This window comes from Streptomyces sp. NPDC048696 (assembly GCF_043198895.1).
GTDB lineage: Bacteria > Actinomycetota > Actinomycetes > Streptomycetales > Streptomycetaceae > Streptomyces.
Genome location: NZ_JBICVJ010000017.1, coordinates 118,708 through 143,588 on the forward strand (window position 1 = coordinate 118,708; position 24,881 = coordinate 143,588).

At 68.3% G+C, this 24,881-nt stretch carries 15 protein-coding genes; 7 read left to right on the plus strand and 8 right to left on the minus strand.

What is annotated here, in order from left to right:
- The first annotated feature begins 56 nt into the window (after positions 1–56).
- The 5 genes from ACGFRG_RS30100 to ACGFRG_RS30120 all read left to right on the plus strand — a co-directional run bounded on the left by ACGFRG_RS30100 (position 57) and on the right by ACGFRG_RS30120 (position 5,447).
- On the plus strand, positions 57–986 hold the full coding sequence (locus tag ACGFRG_RS30100) for a dihydrodipicolinate synthase family protein (protein ID WP_393268950.1): 930 nt from the start codon (positions 57–59) through the stop codon (positions 984–986).
- A gap of 36 nt (positions 987–1,022) precedes the next feature.
- A complete protein-coding gene (locus ACGFRG_RS30105) occupies positions 1,023–2,024 on the plus strand; it encodes a proline racemase family protein (RefSeq protein WP_361426319.1) in 1,002 nt (333 codons plus the stop codon).
- Between the two features lie 8 nt (positions 2,025–2,032).
- A complete protein-coding gene (locus ACGFRG_RS30110) occupies positions 2,033–2,968 on the plus strand; it encodes an ornithine cyclodeaminase family protein (RefSeq protein ID WP_393268955.1) in 936 nt (311 codons plus the stop codon).
- A gap of 61 nt (positions 2,969–3,029) precedes the next feature.
- On the plus strand, positions 3,030–3,740 hold the full coding sequence (locus ACGFRG_RS30115; protein WP_361426325.1) for a GntR family transcriptional regulator: 711 nt from the start codon (positions 3,030–3,032) through the stop codon (positions 3,738–3,740).
- 159 nt (positions 3,741–3,899) lie between these two features.
- Positions 3,900–5,447: an MFS transporter gene (locus tag ACGFRG_RS30120; RefSeq protein ID WP_393268959.1), complete on the plus strand. Its 1,548-nt coding sequence runs from the start codon at positions 3,900–3,902 to the stop codon at positions 5,445–5,447.
- Between the two features lie 73 nt (positions 5,448–5,520).
- On the opposite strand, the gene ACGFRG_RS30125 is transcribed toward ACGFRG_RS30120, so the two are convergent.
- Positions 5,521–7,047 carry a UDP-N-acetylglucosamine 1-carboxyvinyltransferase gene (locus ACGFRG_RS30125; RefSeq protein WP_361426331.1) on the minus strand — a complete coding sequence of 509 codons (1,527 nt, stop codon included), beginning with the start codon at positions 7,045–7,047 and terminating at the stop codon, positions 5,521–5,523.
- Positions 7,048–7,626: 579 nt separating this feature from the next.
- Between ACGFRG_RS30125 and acnA the strand changes: the two genes are divergently transcribed.
- Positions 7,627–10,341, plus strand: a complete 2,715-nt coding sequence (gene acnA / locus ACGFRG_RS30130) for an aconitate hydratase AcnA (RefSeq protein ID WP_361426334.1) — start codon at positions 7,627–7,629, stop codon at positions 10,339–10,341.
- Between the two features lie 290 nt (positions 10,342–10,631).
- On the opposite strand, the gene ACGFRG_RS30135 is transcribed toward acnA, so the two are convergent.
- The 5 genes from ACGFRG_RS30135 to ACGFRG_RS30155 all read right to left on the minus strand — a co-directional run bounded on the left by ACGFRG_RS30135 (position 10,632) and on the right by ACGFRG_RS30155 (position 19,693).
- Positions 10,632–11,723, minus strand: a complete 1,092-nt coding sequence (locus ACGFRG_RS30135; protein ID WP_393268963.1) for a hypothetical protein — start codon at positions 11,721–11,723, stop codon at positions 10,632–10,634.
- Positions 11,724–12,081: 358 nt separating this feature from the next.
- The gene (locus tag ACGFRG_RS30140; RefSeq protein WP_393268966.1) at positions 12,082–13,128 is read right to left on the minus strand and encodes a hypothetical protein; all 1,047 of its coding nucleotides are present in this window, start codon (positions 13,126–13,128) and stop codon (positions 12,082–12,084) included.
- 31 nt (positions 13,129–13,159) lie between these two features.
- Positions 13,160–14,833, minus strand: coding sequence for a DNA/RNA non-specific endonuclease (locus ACGFRG_RS30145; RefSeq protein ID WP_393268969.1), 1,674 nt, complete (start codon positions 14,831–14,833; stop codon positions 13,160–13,162).
- 640 nt (positions 14,834–15,473) lie between these two features.
- Positions 15,474–18,731: an ALF repeat-containing protein gene (locus ACGFRG_RS30150; protein WP_393268972.1), complete on the minus strand. Its 3,258-nt coding sequence runs from the start codon at positions 18,729–18,731 to the stop codon at positions 15,474–15,476.
- Between the two features lie 476 nt (positions 18,732–19,207).
- The gene (locus ACGFRG_RS30155) at positions 19,208–19,693 is read right to left on the minus strand and encodes a hypothetical protein (RefSeq protein ID WP_393268974.1); all 486 of its coding nucleotides are present in this window, start codon (positions 19,691–19,693) and stop codon (positions 19,208–19,210) included.
- A gap of 1,096 nt (positions 19,694–20,789) precedes the next feature.
- Here ACGFRG_RS30155 and ACGFRG_RS30160 point away from each other — a divergent pair.
- A complete protein-coding gene (locus tag ACGFRG_RS30160) occupies positions 20,790–22,367 on the plus strand; it encodes an FG-GAP-like repeat-containing protein (RefSeq protein WP_393268977.1) in 1,578 nt (525 codons plus the stop codon).
- 157 nt (positions 22,368–22,524) lie between these two features.
- Here the strand turns inward: ACGFRG_RS30160 and ACGFRG_RS30165 are convergent, their stop codons facing one another.
- Together ACGFRG_RS30165 and ACGFRG_RS30170 are read right to left on the minus strand one after the other, a co-directional pair.
- Positions 22,525–23,445 (minus strand): FG-GAP repeat domain-containing protein, encoded by a 921-nt coding sequence (locus ACGFRG_RS30165; RefSeq protein WP_393268980.1) that lies wholly within the window; start codon positions 23,443–23,445, stop codon positions 22,525–22,527.
- 248 nt (positions 23,446–23,693) lie between these two features.
- Complete coding sequence (locus ACGFRG_RS30170) at positions 23,694–24,632, minus strand: VCBS repeat-containing protein (RefSeq protein WP_361426340.1); 939 nt, start codon at positions 24,630–24,632, stop codon at positions 23,694–23,696.
- Positions 24,633–24,881 lie beyond the last annotated feature (249 nt).

A 24,881-nucleotide genomic window follows, 5' to 3' on the forward strand; every position in this document is an offset into this window, starting at 1 on the left:
TGTGGCCGCCATGCGAGCGACAGTAAAATGTCACACACCACACGAGGGAGTCATCGATGACGTCTGCCCAGACCGCCGAGTCCGCCCGCTCCTCCTCCGCCCGGCTGCCCTGGTGCGGGATCATGGTCGCCACCGCCCTGCCGCTGCGCGAGGACCTGTCCGTCGACTACGACGCCTACGCGGCGCATGTGCGCTGGCTGCTCGACAACGGCTGTGACGGCGTCGTACCCAACGGCTCCCTCGGCGAGTACCAGACCCTCGGTGACGAGGAGCGCGCCCGCGTCGTCGAAGTGGCCGTCGAGGCGGCGGGCGACGGCAGCCGGGTGATGCCCGGGGTCGCCGCGTACGGCAGCGCCGAGGCGCGCCGCTGGGCCGAGCAGGCCGCCGAGGCGGGCGCGGGCTCGGTCCTGCTGCTCCCGCCGAACTCCTACCGCGCCGATGAGCCGGCCGTCCGTGCCCACTACGCCGAGGTGGCCCGGGCCGGGCTGCCGGTCGTGGCGTACAACAACCCGTACGACACCAAGGTCGATCTCACCCCCGCGCTGCTCGCGCAACTGCACCGCGACGCCAGCATCGTGGCGGTGAAGGAGTTCAGCGGGGATGTGCGCCGGGCGTACGAGATCGCCGAACTCGCCCCGGAGCTCGACCTGTTGATCGGCGCGGACGACGTGCTGCTTGAACTCGCGCTGGCGGGCGCGGTCGGCTGGGTCGCCGGGTATCCCAACGCGCTGCCCGCCTCCTGCGCCGCCCTCTACCGCGCGGCCGTCGCCGGTGACCTGGAGGTGGCGCTGCCGCTCTACAAGTCGCTGCACCCGCTGCTGCGCTGGGACTCGAAGACCGAGTTCGTGCAGGCCATCAAGGTGTCGATGGACCTCGCGGGACGGCCCGGCGGCCCGACCCGTCCGCCGCGCGCCGCGCTCACCGGGGAGCAGGAGTCGGCCGTGCGCGCGGCCACCGAGAAGGCGCTGGCGGAGGGTCTTCGGTAGCCGTCTTCCGTACTGTCGTCAAAGAAAGGGCACTTCATGCGTACGCGTCACGTCTACCACGCCGTCGACTCGCACACCGAGGGCATGCCGACCCGGGTCATCACCGGCGGGGTCGGCGTCATCCCCGGCGCCACCATGGCCGAGCGCCGCCTCCACTTCATCGAGCACCTCGACGACCTGCGCACCCTGCTGATGTACGAGCCGCGCGGCCACGCCTCGATGAGCGGCGCCATCCTCCAGCCGCCCACCCGGCCGGACGCCGACTACGGCGTCCTCTACATCGAGGTCTCCGGGCTGCTGCCGATGTGCGGGCACGGCACGATCGGGGTGGCGACCGTGCTGGTCGAGACGGGCATGGTGACGGTGACCGAGCCGGTGACCACGGTCCGCCTCGACACCCCGGCGGGCCTGGTCAGCGTCGACGTACGGGTCGAGGACGGCGAGGCGAAGTCGGTCACCTTCACCAATGTGCCCGCCTTCTGCCTCGGGCTCGACCGCAAGGTGGAGGTGCCCGGATACGGCACGGTCACCTATGACATCGCGTACGGCGGCAACTTCTACGCCTTCGTCCAGCTCGACGACCTCGCTCTGCCCTTCGACCGGGCCCGCAAGGACGACCTGCTCGCCGCCGGGCTCGCGATCATGGACGCGATCAACGCGACCGACCGGCCGGTGCACCCCGACAACCCCGGGATCGGCGGCGTCAAGCACGTCTATCTGACCGCTCCCGGATCGGACGCCGTACGCTCGCGGCACGCCATGGCGATCCACCCGGGCTGGTTCGACCGCTCCCCGTGCGGCACCGGCACCTCGGCCCGGATGGCCCAGCTGCACGCCCGGGGCGAGCTTGAGCTCCACCGGGACTTCGTCAACGAGTCCTTCATCGGCACCGAGTTCACCGGACGCCTCGTCGACGAGACGACGGTCGGCGGATTTGCGGCCGTGGTGCCGACGGTGACCGGACGGGCGTGGATCACCGGGACGGCCCAGTACTTCCTGGACCCGTCCGACCCGTTCCCGGCCGGATTCCTGCTGTGATGGGGCCCATGACTCCTGCGGACACCCCGCTGCCCTCGATCGGCGCGGACGAGATCACGCGGCTGCTCGGCCCGGCGGCGGCCGCCGAGGCGATCGCGGCGGTGCTGCGCGACGGCTTCGACCCCGAGTCGGACCCGGCGCGCACCCATGTCCCGGTGCCCGCCGGACAGTTGCTGCTGATGCCCGCGTCCTCCAGCACCTACGCCGGGGTGAAGATCGCGGGCGTCGCCCCGGCCAATCCGGCACGCGGACTGCCCCGGATCACCGGCAGCTATCTGCTGTTCGACGGCGCGACCCTGATGCCGCTCGCGCTCCTCGACGGCGCGGCCCTGACCACCCTGCGCACCCCGGCCGTCTCCGCCGTCGCCATCGACCACCTGGCGGAGCCGGACGCGGAGCGCCTGGTCCTGTTCGGCGCGGGTCCGCAGGCGTACGGACATCTCCAAGCAGCCCTGGCAGTACGGAAGGTGACCTCGCTCACCGTGGTGTCCCGGCGCCGGGAGGCCGTCGACGCGCTGGTGGCGTACGCCCGTACGCTCGGCGTCGAGGCGGACGGCGGCGCCCCGGAGGATGTCGCGGACGCGGACCTCGTCATCTGCTGCACCACCGCGCGCGAGCCGCTGTTCGACGGGGCGCTGGTGGGGGAGCGGGCCGCCGTGGTCGCGGTCGGCTCGCACGAGGCGGACGCCCGCGAGACGGACTCGGCGCTGGTGCGGCGCTCGGCGGTGTACGTGGAGTCGCGGGCGGCGGCCCTGCGCGAGGCGGGCGATCTGCTCGTGCCGCTCGCCGAAGGCGTGATCGGGCCCGACCATGTGGCGGGCACGCTCGCCGAACTCGTCACCGGGCGGACCTCACCGCCGCCGGATCGCCCCCGGCTCTTCAAAAGCGTGGGCATGGCCTGGGAGGATCTGGCCGTGGCGGCGGCAGTGCACCGTGCGCTGTGACCCCCGGCGGAGCAACGTGACATTGTACGCTGAGCCTCCGCGGATTCACGGAGGAAGTGCCATGGGCGACCTGAAACAGCGCAATCTCATCACCGCGCAGGAACGCCTGCGCGACCAGGTCGCCCACGCCCTGCGCGCGGCCCTGGTCGCCGGTGAACTGCGGCCCGGCTCCGTGTACTCCGCGCCCGGCCTCGCCGCCGACTTCGGCATCTCGGCCACGCCCGTGCGCGAGGCGATGCTCGACCTCGCGCGCGAGGGCCTGGTCGAGCCCGTGCGCAACAAGGGCTTTCGCATCACCGAGGTGAGCGAGCGCGACCTCGACCAGTACACCGAGCTGCGCGCGATGATCGAGGTGCCCACGGTCGGCAAGGTGACCCAGCTGGCCACCGTGGAGCAGCTGGAGGAACTGCGGCCCGTCGCCGAGGAGATCGTCGCCCACGCGCGCGACCACAACCTCATCGGCTACCTGGACGCCGACCGCCGCTTCCACCTCCAGCTGCTCGGCCTCGCGGGCAACGAACGGCTCGTCGAGACCGTCGGCGACCTGCGCAAGCGCTCCCGTCTGTACGGCCTCACCCGGCTCGACGAGCGCGGCCAGCTGATCTCCTCCGCCGAGGAGCACATCGAGCTCCTGGACCTGATGGTGGCGGGCGACCACCAGGCCGCCGAGGAGTGCATGGCCCGCCACCTCGGCCATGTCCGCTCGCTGTGGGCCCAGGCCCGCGACGAACCGGTGGAGCCCCGGCCCAAGCGCACGCTGGGCGGCCGCTGACCTGGGAGAGTCCTCACCAGCGGCCTGTGCGGCGGCGGGCGGCCGCCCTTGATCGACTGGTGGGGTCCGGGGCCCGGGCTTAGGGTCGATAGGTGGACGAAACGGCCATCGCCCTTCGTCCCCCTATCCCGTTCTGTCCTCGCACGAGGGCGGTCAGCCATGACCAGTGCGCAGCCGACACCCACGACCCATACCGCCGCCCCCGGCGAAGGAGGCGGCGGCAAGGGGATCGCACTGCTTGTCATCGCCTCGTGCCAGCTGATGGTGGTCCTCGACATCACCATCGTGAACATCGCGCTGCCGCACATCCAGCGCGCCCTGAACTTCTCCACCACCAGCCTGTCCTGGGTGGTCAGCGCCTATACGCTCACCTTCGGCGGGCTGCTGCTGCTCGGTGGCCGCACCGGTGACATCCTCGGCAGACGCCGGGTCTTCTTGGTCGGCGTCCTGCTCTTCGCCTTCGCGTCCCTGCTCGGCGGACTCTCGCAGAACTCCGGCGAGCTGCTCGCCGCGCGCGCCCTCCAGGGCGTCGGCGGCGCCATCGCCTCGCCGACCGCGCTGGCCCTGATCACCACGACGTTCACCGAAGGCCCGGAACGCAACCGGGCGTTCGGCGTCTTCGCGGCGGTCTCCGCGGGCGGCGGCGCGATCGGTCTGCTGGCGGGCGGCATCCTCGTCGAATGGCTCGACTGGCGCTGGGTGTTCTTCGTCAACGTGCCGATCGCCCTGCTGATCGTGCTCGCCACACCCCGGTACATCAAGGAGTCCGAGCGCCATCCGGGCCACTTCGACATCGTCGGCGCACTGACCGCGACGCTCGGCATGGTCGCGCTGGTCTACGGTTTCATCCGGGCCGCCCAGGACGGCTGGCGCGACCCCTTCACGCTGGCGTCGTTCGGCGCGGCGGTGGTGCTGCTGACCATGTTCATCCTGGTGGAGCGGCGTTCGGAGCAGCCGATCACCCCGCTGCACATGTTCGCCGACCGCAACCGCGCGGGCACCTACGCAATGATGCTGAGCCTCGCCGCCGCGATCTTCGGCATGTTCTTCTTCCTCACCCTGTTCGTGCAGAACGTGCTGGGCTTCAGCCCGCTGCGCACCGGCCTCGCCTTCCTGCCGATCAGCGCGGTGATCGCGGTAGGGGCGGGCATCGCCTCGCAACTGCTGCCGAAGTACGGCCCGAAGCCGTTCATGGTGACCGGCTCGCTGCTGGCCGCGGCGGGCCTGTCCTGGCTGACCCTGACGGACATCCACTCCACGTACGCGGGCAGCATCCTGGGCCCGATGCTCGTCTTCAGCCTCGGCATGGGCCTGAACTTCGTCTCGCTGACACTGATGGCCGTCTCGGGAGTGCCCGTGCACGAGACGGGTGCGGCGACCGGCATGCTCAACACCACCCAGCAGGTGGGCGGTTCGCTGGGTCTGTCCATCCTGGTCACGGTCTTCGGCACGGCCAGCCGCAACGAGGCGACCGACCAGGTCCCCAAGTTCCTGGCCCAGGCGACTCCGGCCCAGCGCCTGGCGTTCGCGCGCACCCACCAGCTGCCGCGCCCGTGGAGCGACCAGGTGCTCGCGCACGGTGTCTCCACGGCCTTCATCGTGGCGGCGATCTTCGCCGTGGTCGCCGCGCTGATCGCCCTGCTGGCCATCCAGGTCCGCCCCTCGGACCTGGCCCGCCTCCAGGGTGGAATGACCCCCGGCCCCTGAGGCCGCCCGGCGGGGACGATCTCAGGGGCCGGGGACCGGTCCGCTCACCGGTTCAATCGGCGATCGATTCGGGTCAGATGTCCCGAAAGATCTCGATCTGTGCGCCGACCGAGTTGAGCCGCTCGGCCAGGTCCTCGTAACCGCGGTTGATGACGTACACGTTCCGCAGTACCGAGGTGCCCTCCGCCGCCATCATCGCGAGCAGGACCACCACCGCCGGGCGCAGGGCCGGCGGGCACATCATCTCGGCGGCGCGCCAGCGCGTCGGGCCCTCGACGAGCACGCGGTGCGGGTCGAGGAGCTGGAGGCGGCCGCCGAGGCGGTTGAGGTCCGTGAGGTAGATGGCACGGTTGTCGTAGACCCAGTCGTGGATGAGCGTCTTGCCCTGGGCCACCGCTGCGATCGCCGCGAAGAACGGCACGTTGTCGATGTTCAGACCCGGGAACGGCATCGGGTGGATCTTGTCGATGGGCGCCTCCAGCTTGGAGGGCCGCACCGTCAGGTCGACCAGGCGGGTACGGGCGTTGTCGGCGACGTACTCGGCCGAGCGGTCGTGGTCGAGTCCCATCTCCTCCAGGACCGCGAGCTCGATCTCCAGGAACTCGATCGGCACCCGGCGGATCGTCAGCTCCGACTCGGTGACGACGGCGGCGGCCAGCAGGCTCATCGCCTCGACCGGGTCCTCGGACGGGGAGTAGTCCACATCGACGTCGATGGTCGGCACACCGTGCACGGTGAGGGTCGTCGTGCCGACGCCGTCGACCCGTACGCCCAGCGCCTCCAGGAAGAAGCACAGGTCCTGGACCATGTAGTTGGAGGACGCGTTGCGGATGACGGTCACGCCGTCGTGGCGGGCGGCGGCGAGCAGCGCGTTCTCGGTCACCGTGTCGCCGCGCTCGGTCAGGACGATGGGGCGGTCGGGGGAGGTCCGGGTCACCTCGGCGTGGTAAATGCCCTCGGTGGCCGTGATGTCCAGGCCGAAGCGGCGCAGGGCGATCATGTGCGGCTCGATGGTCCGCGTACCGAGGTCGCAGCCGCCCGCGTACGGCAGCTTGAAGTGGTCCATGCGGTGCAGCAGCGGGCCGAGGAACATGATGATGGAGCGGGTGCGGCGCGCGGCCTCCGCGTCCATGCCGTCCATGTCGAGATCGGCGGGCGGCACGATCTCCAGGTCGACGCCCTCGTTGATCCAGCGGGTGCGCACGCCGATCGAGTTGAGGACTTCGAGGAGCCGGAAGACCTCTTCGATACGGGCAACCCGGCGCAGTACCGTACGGCCCTTGTTGAGCAGCGAGCCGCAGAGCAGCGCCACGCACGCGTTCTTGCTCGTCTTGACGTCGATGGAGCCGGAGAGCCGGCGCCGGCCGACCACCCGCAGATGCATGGGCCCGGCGTAGCCGAGCGAGACGATCTCACTGTCGAGAGCTTCACCGATGCGGGCGATCATCTCAAGGCTGATGTTCTGGTTCCCGCGCTCGATACGGTTCACCGCGCTCTGGCTGGTGCCCAGAGCCTCGGCCAACTGCGTCTGTGTCCAGCCCCGGTGCTGCCGGGCGTCACGGATGAGCTTGCCGATACGTACGAGGTAGTCATCTGACATAGCGGCAGGTTATCTCACATATGAGATGAGATTCGCGCTGGGGTGCGCCGTTCGGGTGGGGCCTGTGTGCAGGACCTGTGTGCGGGACCCGCGTGGGGCCGGTGTGAAACACCGTCAGTTCCGATGCTGTGGCGGCAGCCGTGGCACGGCAACCGGAAGGCATCCGTCCGACTCCATCCGGGTGCCGCTACCCGCGTTCACCGGATCCACTCCGAGTGCGCGTACACGCGCCACGCGCGCGTCCCGTTCGCCGTGCTCGTCCCGGTCTGCGCCGTCTGCGTGTACGTGATGTGCGGCGCGATGGTCGACGGGCCGTGACCGGTCGTGTGCGCGGCCGTGTGCGAGGGCGCGCTTCGGGTACCCCGGGCACACCGGGGCGCGTGGTCGCGCATGACCAGCGGCCGCCCATGTATTAGAGTTATCTCGACATCGAGATATCTGCCGAGGCGCATCGCAGCCGCACGTCATCGTCAAGCGTGGCGGTAAGGGTGACCTAACTTAGCCTTACCTTAGCGGATTGGCTATCCAGCGTGGCGGCAGGATTGCGGTGGAACGCGCACATATATGAAGGAGACTGTCGTGTCGGCGAACAGCTTCGACGCCCGCAGCACGCTGCAGGTGGGCGACGAGTCGTACGAGATCTTCCGGCTGGACAAGGTCGAGGGCTCCGCGCGCCTCCCTTACAGCCTGAAGGTCCTGCTGGAGAACCTGCTCCGTACCGAGGACGGCGCGAACATCACCGCCGACCACATCCGGGCGCTCGGCGGCTGGGACTCCCAGGCGCAGCCCAGCCAGGAGATCCAGTTCACGCCGGCCCGCGTGATCATGCAGGACTTCACCGGTGTTCCGTGTGTCGTCGACCTCGCCACCATGCGTGAGGCCGTCAAGGAGCTCGGCGGCGACCCGGCGAAGATCAACCCGCTGGCCCCGGCCGAGCTGGTCATCGACCACTCCGTCATCGCCGACAAGTTCGGCACGAAGGACTCCTTCGCGCAGAACGTCGAGCTGGAGTACGGCCGCAACAAGGAGCGCTACCAGTTCCTGCGCTGGGGCCAGACCGCGTTCGACGAGTTCAAGGTCGTCCCGCCGGGCACCGGCATCGTCCACCAGGTCAACATCGAGCACCTGGCCCGCACGGTCATGGTCCGGGGCGGCCAGGCGTACCCCGACACCCTCGTCGGCACCGACTCGCACACCACGATGGTCAACGGCCTCGGCGTGCTCGGCTGGGGCGTCGGCGGCATCGAGGCCGAGGCCGCGATGCTCGGCCAGCCGGTCTCCATGCTCATCCCGCGCGTCGTCGGCTTCAAGCTGACCGGCGAGCTGAACCCGGGCACCACCGCCACCGACCTGGTCCTCACGATCACCGAGATGCTGCGCCAGCACGGCGTCGTCGGCAAGTTCGTCGAGTTCTACGGTGAGGGTGTGGCCGCGACCTCGCTCGCCAACCGCGCCACCATCGGCAACATGTCGCCGGAGTTCGGCTCCACCGCCGCGATCTTCCCGATCGACGGCGAGACCCTGAACTACCTGAAGCTGACCGGCCGCTCCGAGCAGCAGGTCGCGCTCGTCGAGGCGTACGCCAAGGAGCAGGGCCTCTGGCTCGACCCGGCCGCCGAGCCCGACTTCTCCGAGAAGCTGGAGCTCGACCTCTCCACGGTCGTCCCGTCCATCGCCGGCCCGAAGCGCCCGCAGGACCGCATCGTCCTCGCCAACGCCGCGCAGCAGTTCGCCCAGGACGTGCGCAACTACGTCGAGGACGACGACGAGGCGGGCAAGGAGTCCTTCCCGGCCTCCGACGCCCCGGCCGCCACCAACGGCGTGCCGACCCGCCCGACCACCGTGGTCGCCGCCGACGGCACCTCGTACGAGATCGACCACGGCGCCGTCACCGTCGCCGCGATCACCTCCTGCACCAACACCTCGAACCCGTACGTGATGGTGGCCGCGGCCCTCGTCGCGAAGAAGGCGGTCGAGAAGGGCCTGACCCGCAAGCCGTGGGTCAAGACCACGCTCGCCCCGGGCTCCAAGGTCGTCACGGACTACTTCGACAAGTCCGGTCTGACCCCCTACCTCGACAAGATGGGCTTCAACCTCGTCGGGTACGGCTGCACCACCTGCATCGGCAACTCCGGTCCGCTGGACGAGGAGATCTCGAAGGCGGTCAACGAGCACGACCTCGCGGTCACCTCGGTGCTCTCCGGCAACCGCAACTTCGAGGGCCGGATCAACCCCGACGTCAAGATGAACTACCTGGCGTCCCCGCCGCTGGTCGTCGCGTACGCCATCGCCGGTTCGATGAAGGTCGACATCACGCGCGACGCCATCGCCCAGGACGCGGACGGCAACGACGTCTTCCTGAAGGACATCTGGCCGACCGAGGCCGAGGTCAACGACGTCGTGGCGAACGCCATCGGCGAGGACATGTTCAACAAGTCCTACCAGGACGTGTTCGCGGGCGACGCGCAGTGGCAGGCGCTGCCGATCCCCACCGGCAACACCTTCGAGTGGGACCCGCAGTCCACCTACGTGCGCAAGCCCCCTTACTTCGAGGGCATGACGATGGAGACCACCCCGGTCTCCGACATCGCCGGCGCGCGCGTGCTGGCGAAGCTGGGCGACTCGGTCACCACCGACCACATCTCCCCGGCCGGCGCGATCAAGGCCGACACCCCGGCGGGCAAGTACCTCACGGAGCACGGCGTGGGCCGCCGTGACTTCAACTCCTACGGCTCGCGCCGTGGCAACCACGAGGTCATGATCCGCGGCACGTTCGCCAACATCCGCCTGCGCAACCAGATCGCGCCGGGCACGGAGGGCGGCTTCACCCGCGACTTCACCCAGGCGGACGCCCCGGTGTCGTTCATCTACGACGCCTCGCAGAACTACCAGGCCGCCGGCATCCCGCTGGTGATCCTGGCGGGCAAGGAGTACGGCTCCGGCTCGTCCCGCGACTGGGCCGCCAAGGGCACCGCGCTGCTCGGCGTCAAGGCCGTCATCGCCGAGTCCTACGAGCGCATCCACCGCTCGAACCTCATCGGCATGGGCGTCCTGCCGCTCCAGTTCCCCGAGGGCACCTCGGCGGCGTCGCTGGGCCTGACGGGCGAGGAGACCTTCACGTTCACGGGCGTGGAGGAGCTCAACAACGGCACCACGCCGCGCACGGTGAAGGTCACGACGGACACGGGCGTGGAGTTCGACGCGGTCGTCCGCATCGACACCCCCGGCGAGGCGGACTACTACCGCAACGGCGGCATCATGCAGTACGTGCTGCGGAACCTGATCCGCAAGTAACCACTGCTCGGGCCTTGGCCTGAACACGGAAAGCCGCACTCCCCGGTGGGGGGTGCGGCCTTCCGCCATGAGGCCCGGAGCGTCATACTGGAACGACGAAGGGCCGCACTCCCGTAAAGAGTGCGGCCCTTCGTTGTTCCTCCGACCGCTCAGGGCAGTTCGGCTCCGGCGGTTGTCGGTGGGTTGTACCGGGTCGGCAGTGGCCGAGGGAGCGCGTTCCGCACTCATGGTTCGCGTCCCTCCGGACTCAACGTGACAGCGCCCGCCGGAGGTGTCCGCCGCGCTGCGCTTCACGATCGCGTAGCGGTCCCGCACTCCTTTTCCCCGCTCGCCCGCATCCGTGCGTCCATCGACTTGCTCCGGTCGTACGGGTCGACCTGTTCGCCGCTTCCCTGTCCTGCGGCGTGCTCGGACCTGAAGGTGGGGATGAAGTAGCCGGAGGTGTTGTCGCAGCCGCCGTTGGTCGTGTCCGACTTGTAGGAGACGAGAGAAAACGTTCCCGGCTCGGTGACCACCTTGGCGGGGTTGTCCCAGCTCATCACGAGCTCGCGGCGCACGATGGTCCGCGCGACGTCGTCGCTGCCTGCCGTGGCGCGTACGACCGGATACACATAGGTGACATCGGCCGTCACCTCGAGCGCACCGCGCCGGCCCTCCCGGTAGGTGATCCGGCCTCGGGTCTTGACGACATCTCCGACCAGCCTCGCCTTCGCCGGGGCGAAACGGCTGAACAGCAACAGTGGATCACTGTCCCGGCCGGGCGCACGGAACGCGGCCGCCAGGTAGTCCTGGACATCACGCTGGTGCGGATTGATCAACGCGATCGCCTTCCCGGGCCGCTCCCCGCGCAGCACGCCGGGATCCAGATTGGCTGAGGTGAGGAAGTCCTGCGTCCGGGCGAGCGCCTGCGCCACCTGGTCCTGGCCCATCCATCCGGTCGCCCGCGGCTCGGGCAGGTTAACCCCCTCCGCCCCGCTGGCCCACTGCGCCGCAGGGGATCCCCTGAACGGCTCTGCCAGGGTGGGCAGTTGGCCCGAGGCCTGCGCGGGCGGCCCACTGGGGCGTTCCGACTCCGCGGCGAGCGGCGCACTGTCACCGCCTCCGCCACCGAACCAGCCCACCACCCGCTCCGGAGCCACCGCCGCGACCAGCAGTCCCAGCACGACCAGCACCCCGACCACAATCCAGGGTGCGCGCCGACGCCGCCGGGCCGGCGGATACGTCCGCCACCCCTGCGACCGGCCGCTCTCCCCGCGCAGCCGCTCCGTCACCATCCGAGCCCGCGCCGACGGCTCCTCCGGCGCCCCCGAAGTACCCGCCTCCGCCTCCCGCAGGAAGCGCTCCCACTCCTCGTCCGGTATGGACGCCCCACCCTTGCCCACGATCTCTTCCTCATTCCCTTCCCGTCCCCTTCTCAGAGACGGTCATCACGCGCCCACATGGGCGGGACCACGCCATCATGCTTTGGCGCCGAAGCACGGCTGGAAAGCGGGGGGAGAGCGGTGACGCGAATAGGGTCTCCCGTGCATGAGCGAAGGGGAGAGCTTGGGGAGTTGGCAACTGCGGCGATACGGCCGTCGGCAGAAGGGAAGCATTGGCGGATCTCCCGGAGCGCGATGAGAGCGCGCTGCCAATGCTTCCCTTCTCATCTCCCCAAAGTCACAGCCGACTTCACCAACTCCGGTCGGCCTGCGGACTCAACTCAGCCCCAGTCGGTGAAAGCAGCGAAAGTCGAGTCGCTCACTGGATCAGTTCGATGTGCGGATGATCCGGGGATGCCGGGCAGACGTGGAGTTGCAGGTCGTAGCCCCGGGCGAGGTCGATCATGGTGAAGTTGGCCGGAGGGGTGCCGGGGAGGAGCGGTGTGGGGTTCGCCCGGTCCTCTTCGGGTTCCCAGCTTTCGGTGGCGCCGTCCCATTCGGTGGTGGCGATGGTCAGCAGTGGGTCTGCCTCGGTGCCGCATTCGGGGCATAGCCTGGGGATGGGGTCGGTGAGGCCCCAGCGGGTCCAGCCACCGACCTTCCAGCCGGGGGAGATGGACAACATGTCCATGTAAAGCTCCTCCGGGGCGACCTCGTAGGAGCTGTCCAGCGCTGATCCGGCCGCCTGCCACCTGCTCCAGTCGCCCAAATGCTCCTGCAACTCCTTGCTCAGCTCCAGATAGTTGGGGTATTCGGTGACCTGCTCCGGTGTGAGCAGGCACGGCTGCGGCAGGTAGGTGTAGAACTGGATCGCGGGCGGTTCGGGAGGCGCGTCAACGATATCGGTGACGGTTGTGGCGGAGCGCCAGAACAGGGCAGTTGTGGGGTGTGCCGGGTGGTCGAAGGGGCACCAGAGGACCTGGAGCAGATCGGCCTCGCTCTGCCGGGGCGGGCGCAGCAGGGGGATGTCGCGGACGTAGAGCTGAGCCACGGGCAGCATGGCGATCGGGCCTTCGGGCCACGGGCGGCCGGCCATGATCCGCTCTTCGGCTGCCAGTTCCTCGGGCGTGGCCCAGGGCCCATGAGGATCGCGGCGGCGCCGACTCACCGATTCCGCCCGGTTACGACGCCACAGCCGTACGTCTTCCGGCGAAAGGGGCGCGTTCACCTGGTCCCACTCGTGCGGTCCTTCACAGTGCGGCCACGGCTCGTCGGCGGGCCACAGCAGCGGCCCGCCGACGGAGCTGTCGTACGGTGACGGCGACCCGGGGCGGGGATGCAGCCGGGTCGCCGTGCGCGCCAGCGGGCCCAGTTGCGGGAAGAGCGCGGATACGTCGAACGGCCGCGGCGGGGTGGTGCGACTCATGCTGGCTCCTGTCGGCATGATTTGGCCGAGATCAGTTTCCGAGGTTGAGCAGCCCGGTGTCTGCCTTGGTGTTGGGGACGTAGACGTTGGGGAACAGCAGCTCCGTCGTACCGTTGGCCCGTTCGATGTTAGCGCTCATCGTGACTCCCACCGGGATCGTGCTGGTGGCATCCCGGAAGACGGGCGTGACCTGGTAGAAGATCGCGTCGTTCGGCCCGAAGGCGTTCAAATCCACCGTCCTCTGAGCCTCGAACTCGTAGGTCCGCATGCTGGGCGTACCGGTGTTCATGCCCACTTGCCAGCAGGGGACGAGGTTGTTCTGCCCGCCGTCCTGAATCCTGCCCGGTCCGCCGAGGATGTTCGCGATCAGGTGACACCGGGCGAGCCCGTACGGCGGCGGGGCGCCGGGCGCGGCGTAAGGGCGCGCGAATTCCTGTCCATCCTGCCAGCCGGTAGGGTCCCCCACGGCTGGTTTGCCCTTGCCGAGCGCCTTGCCCAGGCAGGCCTGCGCCCGGGCCGGTCGGGTGCCGGTCGGGCCGGTCGGGGTGGTGGTCTTGTTGACGTGGGCGACAGGCTCGGTAGTGTTCTTGATCCACCCGTTGCCGGAGGGAAGCGAACCGGCAGGCGGGTTCGCCAGGCAGGATGCCTGCGGGACGGCGGCTGGCGTCGTGAACTCCACCTTGAACTGCTCGGCGTCGATGACCCGCTGGTTCTCGAAGCCCTCGGAGAGCCTACCGTCGGCGAACTGCTTGTCGGCGGCCGGGACATGGGCGCGCACACAGGGCGCGGTGCGATCCAGGTCCAGACTGTTGCCAAGGATATAGGTGTCCCATCCGCCACTGCTGGCATTGGGAATCACCTCGACGCACCGAGCGCCGTCGATTCCTCCCTCCTTGGCCTCCGCGAAGGGGAATTCGCCGCAGGTATCGGTCTCGACGAGGTCCGTGTTGGCCTGGAAGGGCTCTGTACCCGCGCTTCCGCAGGTGCGTCCCGTGCGGTCGGCTGTGCCGCTCTTCTCCCTGGTCAGCGGCTTGGCCTGCCCCCAGCCGTCGGAGAGGTTCTGCTGGGCCCACTGATAGGCGGCCACCGCGCCACCCGGGTCCGAGCCCTGCGTGCTCATCGGTACGACGGCCATGACCGTGGGTATGACGCAACCCGGCGATGGGGTGCCCGTGGGGTTGCCCGTGACGTTCCGGACGGCGTCATCGCAACGGATCTTGCGGGGGTTGCTCCATGACGCGTTCGGATCCGTTATCTGGGCGCCCGGGGAGGTGACGTAGAGCTTGTACGAGGTCGTGAACTCGACCTGGGTGTCGGGCGCGGGATTCGATGAGTAGGAGACGGTGCCGCTGACCGACTGCCCGACCGTCAGGTTGCCGCCGTACCAGGGCGCAGTCTTCGTGGCGGTGCAGTCCTGCGTGCAGGCCGACCTGAACTTGGCGCTGAGGGCGGTCACAGCTCCGGTCGCGCCGGCCATCTTCACCGTGACGTGCTCGTCCCACGTCGTGCCTCTCTCGGGAAGGGTCGCGCTGGTCGACACCTCCAGGTCACCCGTCCCGATCTGCTTACCCGCTGCGTCTTTCAGTGTGTAGAGGACGTTCAACCCCGTCACGCAATACTGGAAACGCTTGTACGTGTAGCTGCCGGGGTTCGTTATCTCGCAGCTGCCTGTGTCGCCTTGACCGGCAGGGCTTGCCAACGCCATCCGCCCGGTTTTGAGGGGCGCCCCACGACTCGCCGATTTCACCAGCACGGGGCGTGTGCTGACGCAGGCTTCGGTGGCTCCTGCCTTGTGTTCCTTGGAGCCCGCGCGCGTGGGCTCGCAGTGTTCGTCGGACGTCCGCGGTAGAGGACTGGTCTCCGGACGCGTAGGGACAGCGGGCGGACTGGACGGGTCGACCCTGGCTGCCTGGCGAGAATAAGTCGCCCTCGGGATCGGCTCTGCGTGGCTCATACCGACCGTAGTGATTCCCGACATCATAGAAGCCGACAGCACTAAAATGGTCCGCTGAGTACGCCTGAATCGTATGCCTGATCTCATCTATGACCTCTTACGAATACATATTTTGAAGCGCTCATCTGTAGGGAACGATGAGCCGAATAGTTTCCGGTTCTCGGGTCGATTGCGCCAGGAAGGAGATGTCGCCCTCAAGTCGTCCTATTTCGGTGAAGGTCGTAATGAACCCATGCATAGGTGAAGGCTGCACGGGGTTCACGGGATAGCACGAGCTGTGTTGCGGGGGATGACTTGTCCTGCCTGGGGCCCGGCACAGACGAGGGGTGACTCGCGTGCCGGGCAGCTTCAGGCCGGCCTCATATGGCGCGAAGTACCGGACGGGGTGCTGTCACCAAAACGATGACAGCGCGTGGGCAGCTGAGGACGCGAGTTCCTCGCCAACCTCCGTAACCTTCCTGACCGCGGGGGCCACTACCTTCTTGGCGCCGCCGAGCCGACCGGTGCTGATGAGCCATTTGGCCTGGCCGAGGGTGGCCAGGTTGAGGGCGGCTTCGCTGGCGGAATCGATGAACTGGCTGCTGGTGAATCCGTACTCGATGCCTGTGGCGATGGCACTGATTCCGCCGGCTCCCATCGACACGGAACCGAAGAACGCCGAGCCAAGGGCCGCCGGAGGGAACGCGAGGCTGGCGAGGCCGGTACCGGCCTCGAGGAAACCCGCTCCCACACTGATCTTGTTGAACGTGTCGGCGTACCACTTGGCGTCGTTCCACCACTCGTCTTTGTCGCCACTGGAGGTGCCGTGGGGATTGACCTGGTCATGGGTCGAATTCCCTGCTGGATCGCGCCCGCTCTCGCGGCCCTTCTGGGCCTCCTCGGCGGCCTTGCGCGCGGCTTCTCTCACCTCGGCGATACGTTTGTCGGAGGCGATACGCACAGCGTCGCGGGCTGCTGCCGCGGCAGTCTGCGCGTCCTTGCCGGCAGCGAGTGCGGATGCGTGCGCGCTGGCAGCCGAAGCCTGGGCTTGGTAGGACGAGTTCAGGGCGCTGCGGGCCGAGTCGATCGCCTTGTTCGCCGAGTAGTTGGCTGAGCGTGCGGCGCCCCGCGCGGTGTCTGACGCTGCTTTGGCCGTATTCGCCGACGCCTGGGCTGCGGCTGCGGACGTGTCCGCGTCATCGGCGTTCTTCTTCGCCTGCCTGGCGTAGTCGTCGGCCTTGTCCTGTGAATTGCGCGCTTTGGTCGCCCAGTCCGCTGCCTTGTCCGCCCATCCGCGGGCGTCGGCGGCGGCCTTGGACGCCAATGCCGCGTCCTTCTGAGCCTTGTGAGCAATCTTCGCGGCGGCCGCAATCGCTCCGCGGATCGCCGAGACGTGGGTGGCAGAATCGTAGTCGAGCTGTGCTGTCCGGTACTGGACCATGTGGACGAAGTTCCGGCGCATCCATGTCGGCCCTTCCAGGGCGACCTCGGCGTGTGCCTGGGTGTAGGGGCCTGCGGTCGTCAGGAGCGTCGAGGTGGTGACCGCGTCGTCCTCGCGCATCGCGGCGGGGTAGGCGCGATCGAAGAAGTCCTGCAGGGCCTCGGGGGTGTCTGCGTTGAGCGCGTCGTTGGCCGCCTTGGTGACAGCCTTGCCGGGGCGCTGGGTGAGGATGCGGGCGATCTGGACGCGGTTGTCGTCCTTGGACGCCCTGATCACCCCTGCGGTGAGGAAATCGCCCACGGGCTTGTCGCCAGAGCCCTCAAGCGCGGCTTGTGCGGCTTGCGCGATCGCGGGGCTGGATATCTGGGCGAGGTAGAGGACGGTTTCGCGGTCGTCCTGCTGCTGCGCGAGGTGCCGGTCGAGGTCGATCCAGGAATAGATGTCGGAGTCGGCACCGGCGAGGGCGAACTGGGCTGCCTGCCGGGTCCAGACGCCCTTGGCGTTCAGCAGGCCGATGGCAGCCTTGCGGCCCAGCGTGGCAGCCAGTGCGAGATTGTCAGCCGCCAGTGCCTGCTCGGCGTTGGCGATCAGGTCTTTGATGTCTTGGTCGGTCCGCTGAGACTGCGCGCGCTTGTTCTGGTAGGCGGCTGTCTCGGCGGTCTCGATCTGGGCAAGCAGTCTGGCCTCCTCCATGCCCCGGAGTTTGTCCTCCTCCAGGTTGGCCAACTCGGCGTCCCTTGCTGCCTTCTCCACGGCCTGGGCGTCCTCGACTGCCTTGACCGCTATGTCGGCCGCCTTCACAGCTTCATTGGCGTGGGCGGTGGACTTGTTCGCGAAATCGATTGCCTGCCCCGCGTACTTGACTGCCTCGTCAGCCGCGTCCGCTGCCTTCTCGGCCTGGGTTGCTGCGGCGTTGGCGTGATCCCGCGCGGCGCTCGCGGCTGTCGCAGCCGCGTTGGCCAGGGCCTGAGCGGTGGAGGCGGCGTTGGTGGCACGGTTCGCGGCACTGGAGGCAATGGATGCCTGCCGCTGGGCCTCTGCGGCATCCGATTGCGCGGCCCCTGCCGCGGTCGCGGCCTGGGCGGAGGCGTTGGCGGCGGCCGCGGCGTTACGGGCGGCAGAGGCTGCGGCGGACCCGGCGTTGGAAGCCTGGGATGCGGCGGTCGCCGCATAATCCGCGGCCTTGGCCGCGGACCGCGCCTGCGCGGCACCGTTGCGGGCCGCTACGGCGGCGTCCTTCGCCGCCCGCGCCTGCGTGGCGTCCTTGGATGCCGCGATCGCGGAGTTGTACGCGGCGGATGCCGCGTTTCCGGCCGTGGCGGCGGCCTGGGACGCTGCGGTAGCCGCCCACGAGGCGCGGCGGGCGGCGGCCACAGCCGCGCTAGAGGCGTTGATGGCCTCACGCGCGGCGTTCGCCGCACCCTTGGCCGCACTGGCCGCCTTACGGGCCGCGGCCCCGGACAGCTCCACCTCATTCTTGGCAGCTTTGGCCGCTGCCGCGGCTTCCTCCGCCGCATCCTTGGCCTTGTTCGCGGCGGTCTTGGCCCGTTCGGAAGTCTCGACGGCCAGGTTCGTCTCGGCTTGGGCGCGCTTGCCCTCCCGCTCGACGACGGCGACGAGTTCCTCGATGGCTGCCGATTCCTGGTCGCGGGCACGGGCGATGTGCTGGCCGGTGTCCAGGAACCACTCGATTTCAGCCTCGGTGCCGCTCAAGGCCCGGTCAGCGTACTTGCTCACCTCAGGACCGGCGTTCATCAGCATGCTGGACACCTGGACCCTCATGTCCTCCAGGTGGGCGGTGAACTGACCCTCGGTGAGGAAGGCTTCCAGTGCTTCTCGGCTGCCCGCGCTCAGAGCGGCGGAAGCGTCACGTTGCACCGCCTTGCCGCCGGTGACCGACACCGTGGAGGTCCCTACCCGCAGGTCCTCCAAGAGGGCAGGCTTGAAGCCGCCCTGCAGGAAGGCCGCGATGGCGCTGTCGCCTTGGTCGAGAGCGGCGGATGCCTCGCGGCCCAGGCCCTTGCCGGCCTTCACCAGGAAGGTGGAGATGGCGACGCGGTTGTCCTCCACCGTCGCCTTCGGAAGCGTCGTGGTGAGGAAGGACTGTACGTCGGCGTCGGTGCCGATGAGCGCTCTGGCCGCAGCCGTTTTGACGGCCTTTCCGCCTGTCATCCAGGCCTTGATCACCTTGGCCCGGTCGGTGTCCGGCAGCGGGAGCGGATCGGGCACTGCTCCCCCTGGGGAGTCAGCACGAGCTATGCGCGCCAGCGGTAAGGGGGAGGCGGCGGCAGCGGCAGCGACCGCGAGTGTGCCAAGGAGACGTCTCCGACTCCAAAACGTCGTCTGCATACGGATGTGGTTCTCCTGATGTGAGATGGCGAGGCAGGACAACAAGTCCGCAGTCGGCACTGATCGGCTCGACCAACTCGACCGAACTGCGTCGGCAGGCATGAGTGGCCCGCACGTCCCTGCCTTGAAGGGGCTGCCCTGGCCTGCAATCCGGCCCCGGGGCACGGTAGGCCTCATACAACTCGCTCACCGGGTCGCACTGCCTGAACGGCACCCGGCGGCTATGGCTGTTCAGCTCGGCCGGTCGTACTACCGCCCTGGCGAGCCCCGATGTAGGCGGCGCGCCGGAAACCGGAGCGTGAGGCACGTAGGACATGACCGGTTTCGGCAGTGGCGGGGCCGGGCTCGAGCGAACGCTACTTGGCGGTCTTGAGCTCCACGAGCATGTATTCGCGTTTGTCCTTGTCGGCGCTCTCGCCGACCCCGGTCCACTGGTTCTTGAGGATGTCGAACGACTTGCTCTCGCTGCCGACAGTCATATTGGCCTCTGTCGTGTAGTCGTTGCCCTTGATGGAGTGGACTGAGGGGATCTCCATAGTCAGCCAGCCAGAGTTTCCGGTGACCTTGAAGCAGATCTTCTGATCCTGCTGACGGGCCAACAATTCGATGAAGCCTGTGCCACTGGCGCAGTCGACGTAGGTGATGTGGCCGTCGCCGCGCTTGAGGGTGATTTTCTTCTCCGCAAGGATCTTTGCAGCACCCGGGTAGTCGAACGTCTCGACCGCGGAGCCCGGCCCCTCTTGCGCGATCGGGCTCACCGGACCAGCCCCGCTGGAGGCGGCTGCCGGTAGCGCAAGCCAGGCCAGAGTCCCGACACCCAACGCGGCGCCGAGAGTGCGCACCAAGAACCTCTTTCGCGACGGCTTCGCCATGACTGAGGTACGCGACGTCATCATCATCCAAACTCGTCAGTTCCGGTTCAGCCGGAAATTTTTAGGCTTCTCATGGGGTCGGGATCTTTCCTGACTTGCATGCGTTATTGGCCCAGCACCGCACCCCAACACTCATTCATCATGCGATGCATCACGGTTCGGTGTTTTCACGGCCCTGCCAAGCACCGCACCCCCGCCTTCGCCGCGGCCGCGCACGCCTGTGCCTCCCTAGGGGCACGGGCACCTAGGGCGCCGTACGAAAGCGTCCCGCCACCTGTCGTCCCAGTGGCTGCATGGGGGAGGCCGGAGAAACCGATTCAGCCAAGGTCACTGGTCGTTCCTGACCATCGGACGTTGCACATCGGCATTTCTCGCAGCTGAATGGCCATTGCCGCTGATACGGAAGTTCCCCGCACTTCTCACTACCCCCCGGTAGAAGGGCACGATCCCAGTGGTATACCCGCCAGGTGTCATGCCGTCAGAACGTGTGCGACGGCGAAGCCTTCGCCTGCACAGGTTCGCAGGTTATCGGATACCCCAGGGCGGACTGGCTATGGCGTCGTCATTTGGGACCGTGATGACGGCTGAAAGTGGTTCGTCTGCCGAACGGTGTCCTCTAAATGACTCCGCCTGTCACCTGCAACTACCAGCGTCGTGGCGCCGCTTCGGGATGTCATCAACTGCTGAACTCGTCTGTTTCTAGCCAATGTCTTGGCCCCAAATGACGACGTCATAGTCGGCGTACATCACGGGGATTTCGGTGACCTGAATCACTCACCTCCCCCTTGACGTGAGCGCCCGTCTAGAGTGATCTTTACGTTCACATCTTCGTGGGGCGTTTGGCCTGCTTGGCATGCCGCACGGGGTGAATGCCGCTGCGCTGCGCACGGGCCGCCCGCGGGACCACTCATGATTCCGACTCCAGCCTTTCCGAAAAATTTCCAGGACTCTCATATCTGCGATGGGTTCACGCACCGCATGGGGCCGCACCTCTGCATGCTCTCGCTGCGGCCAGCAGCCTTCTCTGAGCCCGGCCCATTCCTGAAACCTTCCGAAGGATCCTTTGATGTCTGCAATGAGTTCGCGTGCCGCGTGGACCACAGGACTGGTCGCCCTCGCCACGGCTGGCGGCCTCGTCACTGCGTCGCCCGCCGGTGCCGTCTCCGGCGACACTGTTCCCTCCGGCAGCTACGCGTTCACCGCGAAGCTGAACATCGGGGACGGTAAGCGCAGTTGCTCGGGTGCCCTGGTGGATGGGCAGTGGGTGCTGACCGCCGCCAGCTGCTTCGCCGACGCCAATGGCAATGTGACGGCCGGGGCTCCGGCCGAGAAGACCACCGTGACCCTGGACGGGCCGTCCCTGTCGGGGGCGATCCCGGTCACTGTGCTGCGGCTCGTTCCGCATCCGGATCGCGACCTGGTCATGGCCCAACTGCGCACCATCTCCCCGATCGGCGGCTTGACTCCGGCATTCAAGGTGGATCCGATCGATGTCGCCTCCACGCCGGTGACGGCGGGCGAGAGTCTGCGGGTGACCGGGTACGGGCGGACCAAGACCGAGTGGGTGCCCGACGCCCCGCACACCGCCACCCCCACCCTCGCCGGGGCCGATGACGCCACTCTGACCCTGGCCGGCAGCAACGGGCAGACCGCGGGCGTCTGCAAGGGCGACGCGGGCGGGCCCACCTTCCGCCAGACCAGCAACGGCCGTTACGAGCTGGTCGGTATCCACTCCCGCACCTGGGAGGCCGGCTGCTTCGGCTCGGATGAAACCCGCGACGGCGCCGTCGACACGCGTGTCGACACGGTCAGTTCCTGGATCCAGCAGACCCGCCTGACCACGAAGTCGATCTCGACCACCAAGGTCGTCACCGGTGCCGACTTCAACGGTGACGGCCGGACCGACGTTGCCGCCGTCATGACCGACGGCAGCCTCCACGCCTTCTACTCCGGCCCGGACGGCACCCTCGAATACGGCCGTCCGCTGTGGAAGGACAACAGCTGGAGCAGGGTCAAGCGGATCGTGGCCGGTGACTTCAACGGTGACGGACGCACCGACATCGCCGCCATTTCGGACGACGGCGACCTCTACCTCTACCCCGGCCAGGTCGACGGCTCCCTCGGGGACCGCACCAAGATGTGGTCCGACAACTCCTGGGGGACCATGCGCCAGGTCGCCCGCTTCAAGGCCGACCGAGGCGGCCGCGACGGCCTGCTCGCCGTCTCGGGCGACGGCTCGCTCTACGCCTACACCACCAACGCCAACGGCACCCTGAGCACCGACAAGCGCCGCATGTGGCCCGACAGCACCTGGGACGGCAAGACCCAGTTCGCCACCGCCGACTACAACGCCGACGGCCTCGACGACATCGCCACCGTCGGCCCCACCGGCGCCCTCCAGCTGTACGCCAACAACGGCAAGGGCTCCTTCGACACGGCCAGCCCGCTGTGGCCCGACACCAGCTGGAAGAACACTCAGACCATCGTCGGCGGCGACTTCAACGGCGACGGCAAGGGCGACCTCGCCGGTCTCTCCGACGTCGCCTCCAGCCAGCCCCTCACCCAGCCCAACCTTCGCTGGTACCAGGGCGACGGCAAGGGCAAACTCACCGACGGCCGCTCCATGTGGCCCACCCGCCCCTGACCCAGGGCTCGGCGCCACAGTCCCGGATCTTCGCCCCACTCCGGCCCGCACGTAGTGGGGGCTGAGAGGTGATCATTCGCTAGGCCAAAGAGAATGGGCCGCACTCCCGTAAAGAGTGCGGCCCATTCGCTTGCTCAGGACTTCAGAGTCCCGTGGATCAGAACAGCTGGCGGTACGTGTTCCAGCCGCCGGTGCCGATCTTCACGCGGGGCTTGAACGGGGCAGAGGCGTCGCCCGTGCCCGAGTAGCGCCACAGCGTGCCGTCGTTGCCGCGCGCGATGAGGTCGGTCTTGCCGTCGCCGTCCACGTCTCCGGTGGACACGAGGGTGTTGTAGGTGTTCCAGCCGCCGCCGATCTTGATGCGGGACTCGAAGGGGGCCTTGTAGTTGCCCGTGCCCTTGTAGAGCCACAGCGTGCCGTTGCCGTCGCGGGCGACGATGTCGGGCTTGCCGTCGCCGGTCAGGTCACCGTTGCCGGCGATCTGGGTGTACTGGCCCCAGCCGCCGCCAACCTTGTAACGGGACGTCAGCGTGCCGTTGCCATAGTTGAGGTAGATGTACAGGGTGCCGCTGTTGTCACGGGCAAGCAGGTCGCCCGCCGCCGCGCCGCCGAGGTTGCCCACCGACCACACGTGGTTGTAGGTGTTCCAGCCGCCGCCGATCGTCGTGGCCGAGCCCCCCCAGGGCATGTAGCGGAGGTAGCCGTCGGGGGTCCGGAACCAGATGCCGGTGGAGTCGCCACCGTCGCCGTCGTTGTCGACCTGGGTGATGTCCCGGTCGTCCGCGAAGCCGAACCCGAGCGTCTGGCGGCCGCCGAGGCCACCCGTTCCGTCCGGCGAGTATCCGTACTGGGTACCGTCACCCGAGATGCCGTACAGCGCCATCTGGGAGACGGCCGAGGCCGCGGCGCCGGAGCGCAGTGAGGCCGGGGCACCGGTCTTCGCCTTGGCGCTGTTGGCCGACTTGGCGGGGTTCTCCGCCGCGACGGCGTTCGCGCCGGTCGCGAGGAGGGCCGCGGCGATCGCCGCGGTGGCGAGACGCGAGGCTATGCGTCCCTTACGGCCAGAAGTCTTGGCCACGTGGTTCTCCATGGAGTTGTTGAGACGTGGCGTGCCTCATGGCATGAGGCCCGTCACGGGATCAACGAGATCGTTTCACGGGTTTCTCACATCTTCCAAACAGGTTTGTGCGGGAATCGTCACGTCCGGTTGCCGGGCCGTCCCCCGGCAACGCCGAAGGGTCGCACCGCCGAAGCGGTGCGACCCTCCGTCAGATCACATCGGATTCGGTCGACCGGATCCGGTCGACCGGATCCGGTCGGATCGGATCAGAAGAACAGCCGGTACGTGTTCCAGCCGCCCGAGCCGATCTTCACGCGCGACTGGTACGGGGCGGCGGCGTTGCCAGTGCCCTTGTACAGCCACAGCGCGCCCGCGTTGTCGCGGGCGATGAGGTCGGCCTTGCCGTCCAGGTCGATGTCGCCCGGGGCGAAGATGGCGTTGTAGATGTTCCAGCCGCCGCCGATCTTGGTGCGGGGCTTGAACGGGGCCTTGTAGTTGCCCGTGCCCTCGTACAGCCACAGCGTGCCGTCGGCGCCGCGCGCCACGATGTCGGCCTTGCCGTCACCGGTCAGGTCGCCGTTGCCGGCGAGCGCGGTGTACTGGCCCCAGCCGCCGCCCACGGTGTAGCGGGACGTCATCTTGCCGTTGCCGTAGCCCAGGTACAGGTACAGCGTGCCGGACGCGTCACGGCCGAGGAGGTCACCGGCACCGGCGCCGCCCAGGTTGCCCGGGGACAGCAGGGTGTTGTAGGTGTTCCAGCCGCCGCCGACCTTCCACGGGTCGGAACCGTCGGCCGCGGCGTAGGACAGGTTGCCGTTGTAGTCGGCCTGCCAGATGCCGTCCGCCAGGTTGTCGGCGTCGTTGTCGACCTGGCCGACCCACTTGAGGTTCCAGTTCGTGTTGTACGGGAAGCTGACGCGTGACTCCAGGCCGCCGTTGCCGTCGGGGTTGTAGAACCAAGCGGTGTTCGACTTGTCGATGCCGTACAGGCCGAAAACCGGCGCGTCGCCCGGCGCGGAAGCCGGGGTGTTGGCCGCACCCTTGAGGCCCTTGGCGGGCTTGGCGGTCGGAGCCTTGAAGGGCTTCGCCGTCGGGTTGTCGGCGGCGAACGCGGAGGCGCCGGTGCCGACGAGGGCGGCGGTAACCGCCGCGGCAGCGAGACGGGAAGCTATCCGCCCACGCTTACGGCCAGAGATCTTGGCCACGTATGTCTCCATTGGTAGAGATTGAGACGCGGCTCGGCTCACGAGGTGAACCGAGCCACGAGTTCAGCGGAATCGTTTCACGACTCCTTTACCTGTCAACCCGCCTGCGGCCAAAGGGGATCAAAGCAACAGGTCATTCTCGCCAGGTGTTCACCCCTGTGTATCCCGATTTGGCACGAAAGGGCTGCACCCCCTGAGTTGGGAATGCGGCCCTCCGGTTGTGGCGGCGATCGGAACAGCAATCAAACG

What these genes read in the sequence shown, in the direction of transcription:
- ACGFRG_RS30100 (WP_393268950.1), top strand. Translation starts at nt 57, where the DNA reads ATGACGTCTGCCCAGACCGCCGAGTCCGCCCGCTCCTCCTCCGCCCGG.
- ACGFRG_RS30105 (WP_361426319.1), top strand. Translation starts at nt 1,023, where the DNA reads ATGCGTACGCGTCACGTCTACCACGCCGTCGACTCGCACACCGAGGGC.
- ACGFRG_RS30110 (WP_393268955.1), top strand. Translation starts at nt 2,033, where the DNA reads ATGACTCCTGCGGACACCCCGCTGCCCTCGATCGGCGCGGACGAGATC.
- ACGFRG_RS30115 (WP_361426325.1), top strand. Translation starts at nt 3,030, where the DNA reads ATGGGCGACCTGAAACAGCGCAATCTCATCACCGCGCAGGAACGCCTG.
- ACGFRG_RS30120 (WP_393268959.1), top strand. Translation starts at nt 3,900, where the DNA reads ATGACCAGTGCGCAGCCGACACCCACGACCCATACCGCCGCCCCCGGC.
- ACGFRG_RS30125 (WP_361426331.1), bottom strand. Translation starts at nt 7,047, where the DNA reads ATGTCAGATGACTACCTCGTACGTATCGGCAAGCTCATCCGTGACGCC.
- ACGFRG_RS30140 (WP_393268966.1), bottom strand. Translation starts at nt 13,128, where the DNA reads ATGAGTCGCACCACCCCGCCGCGGCCGTTCGACGTATCCGCGCTCTTC.
- ACGFRG_RS30145 (WP_393268969.1), bottom strand. Translation starts at nt 14,833, where the DNA reads ATGGCGTTGGCAAGCCCTGCCGGTCAAGGCGACACAGGCAGCTGCGAG.
- ACGFRG_RS30160 (WP_393268977.1), top strand. Translation starts at nt 20,790, where the DNA reads ATGTCTGCAATGAGTTCGCGTGCCGCGTGGACCACAGGACTGGTCGCC.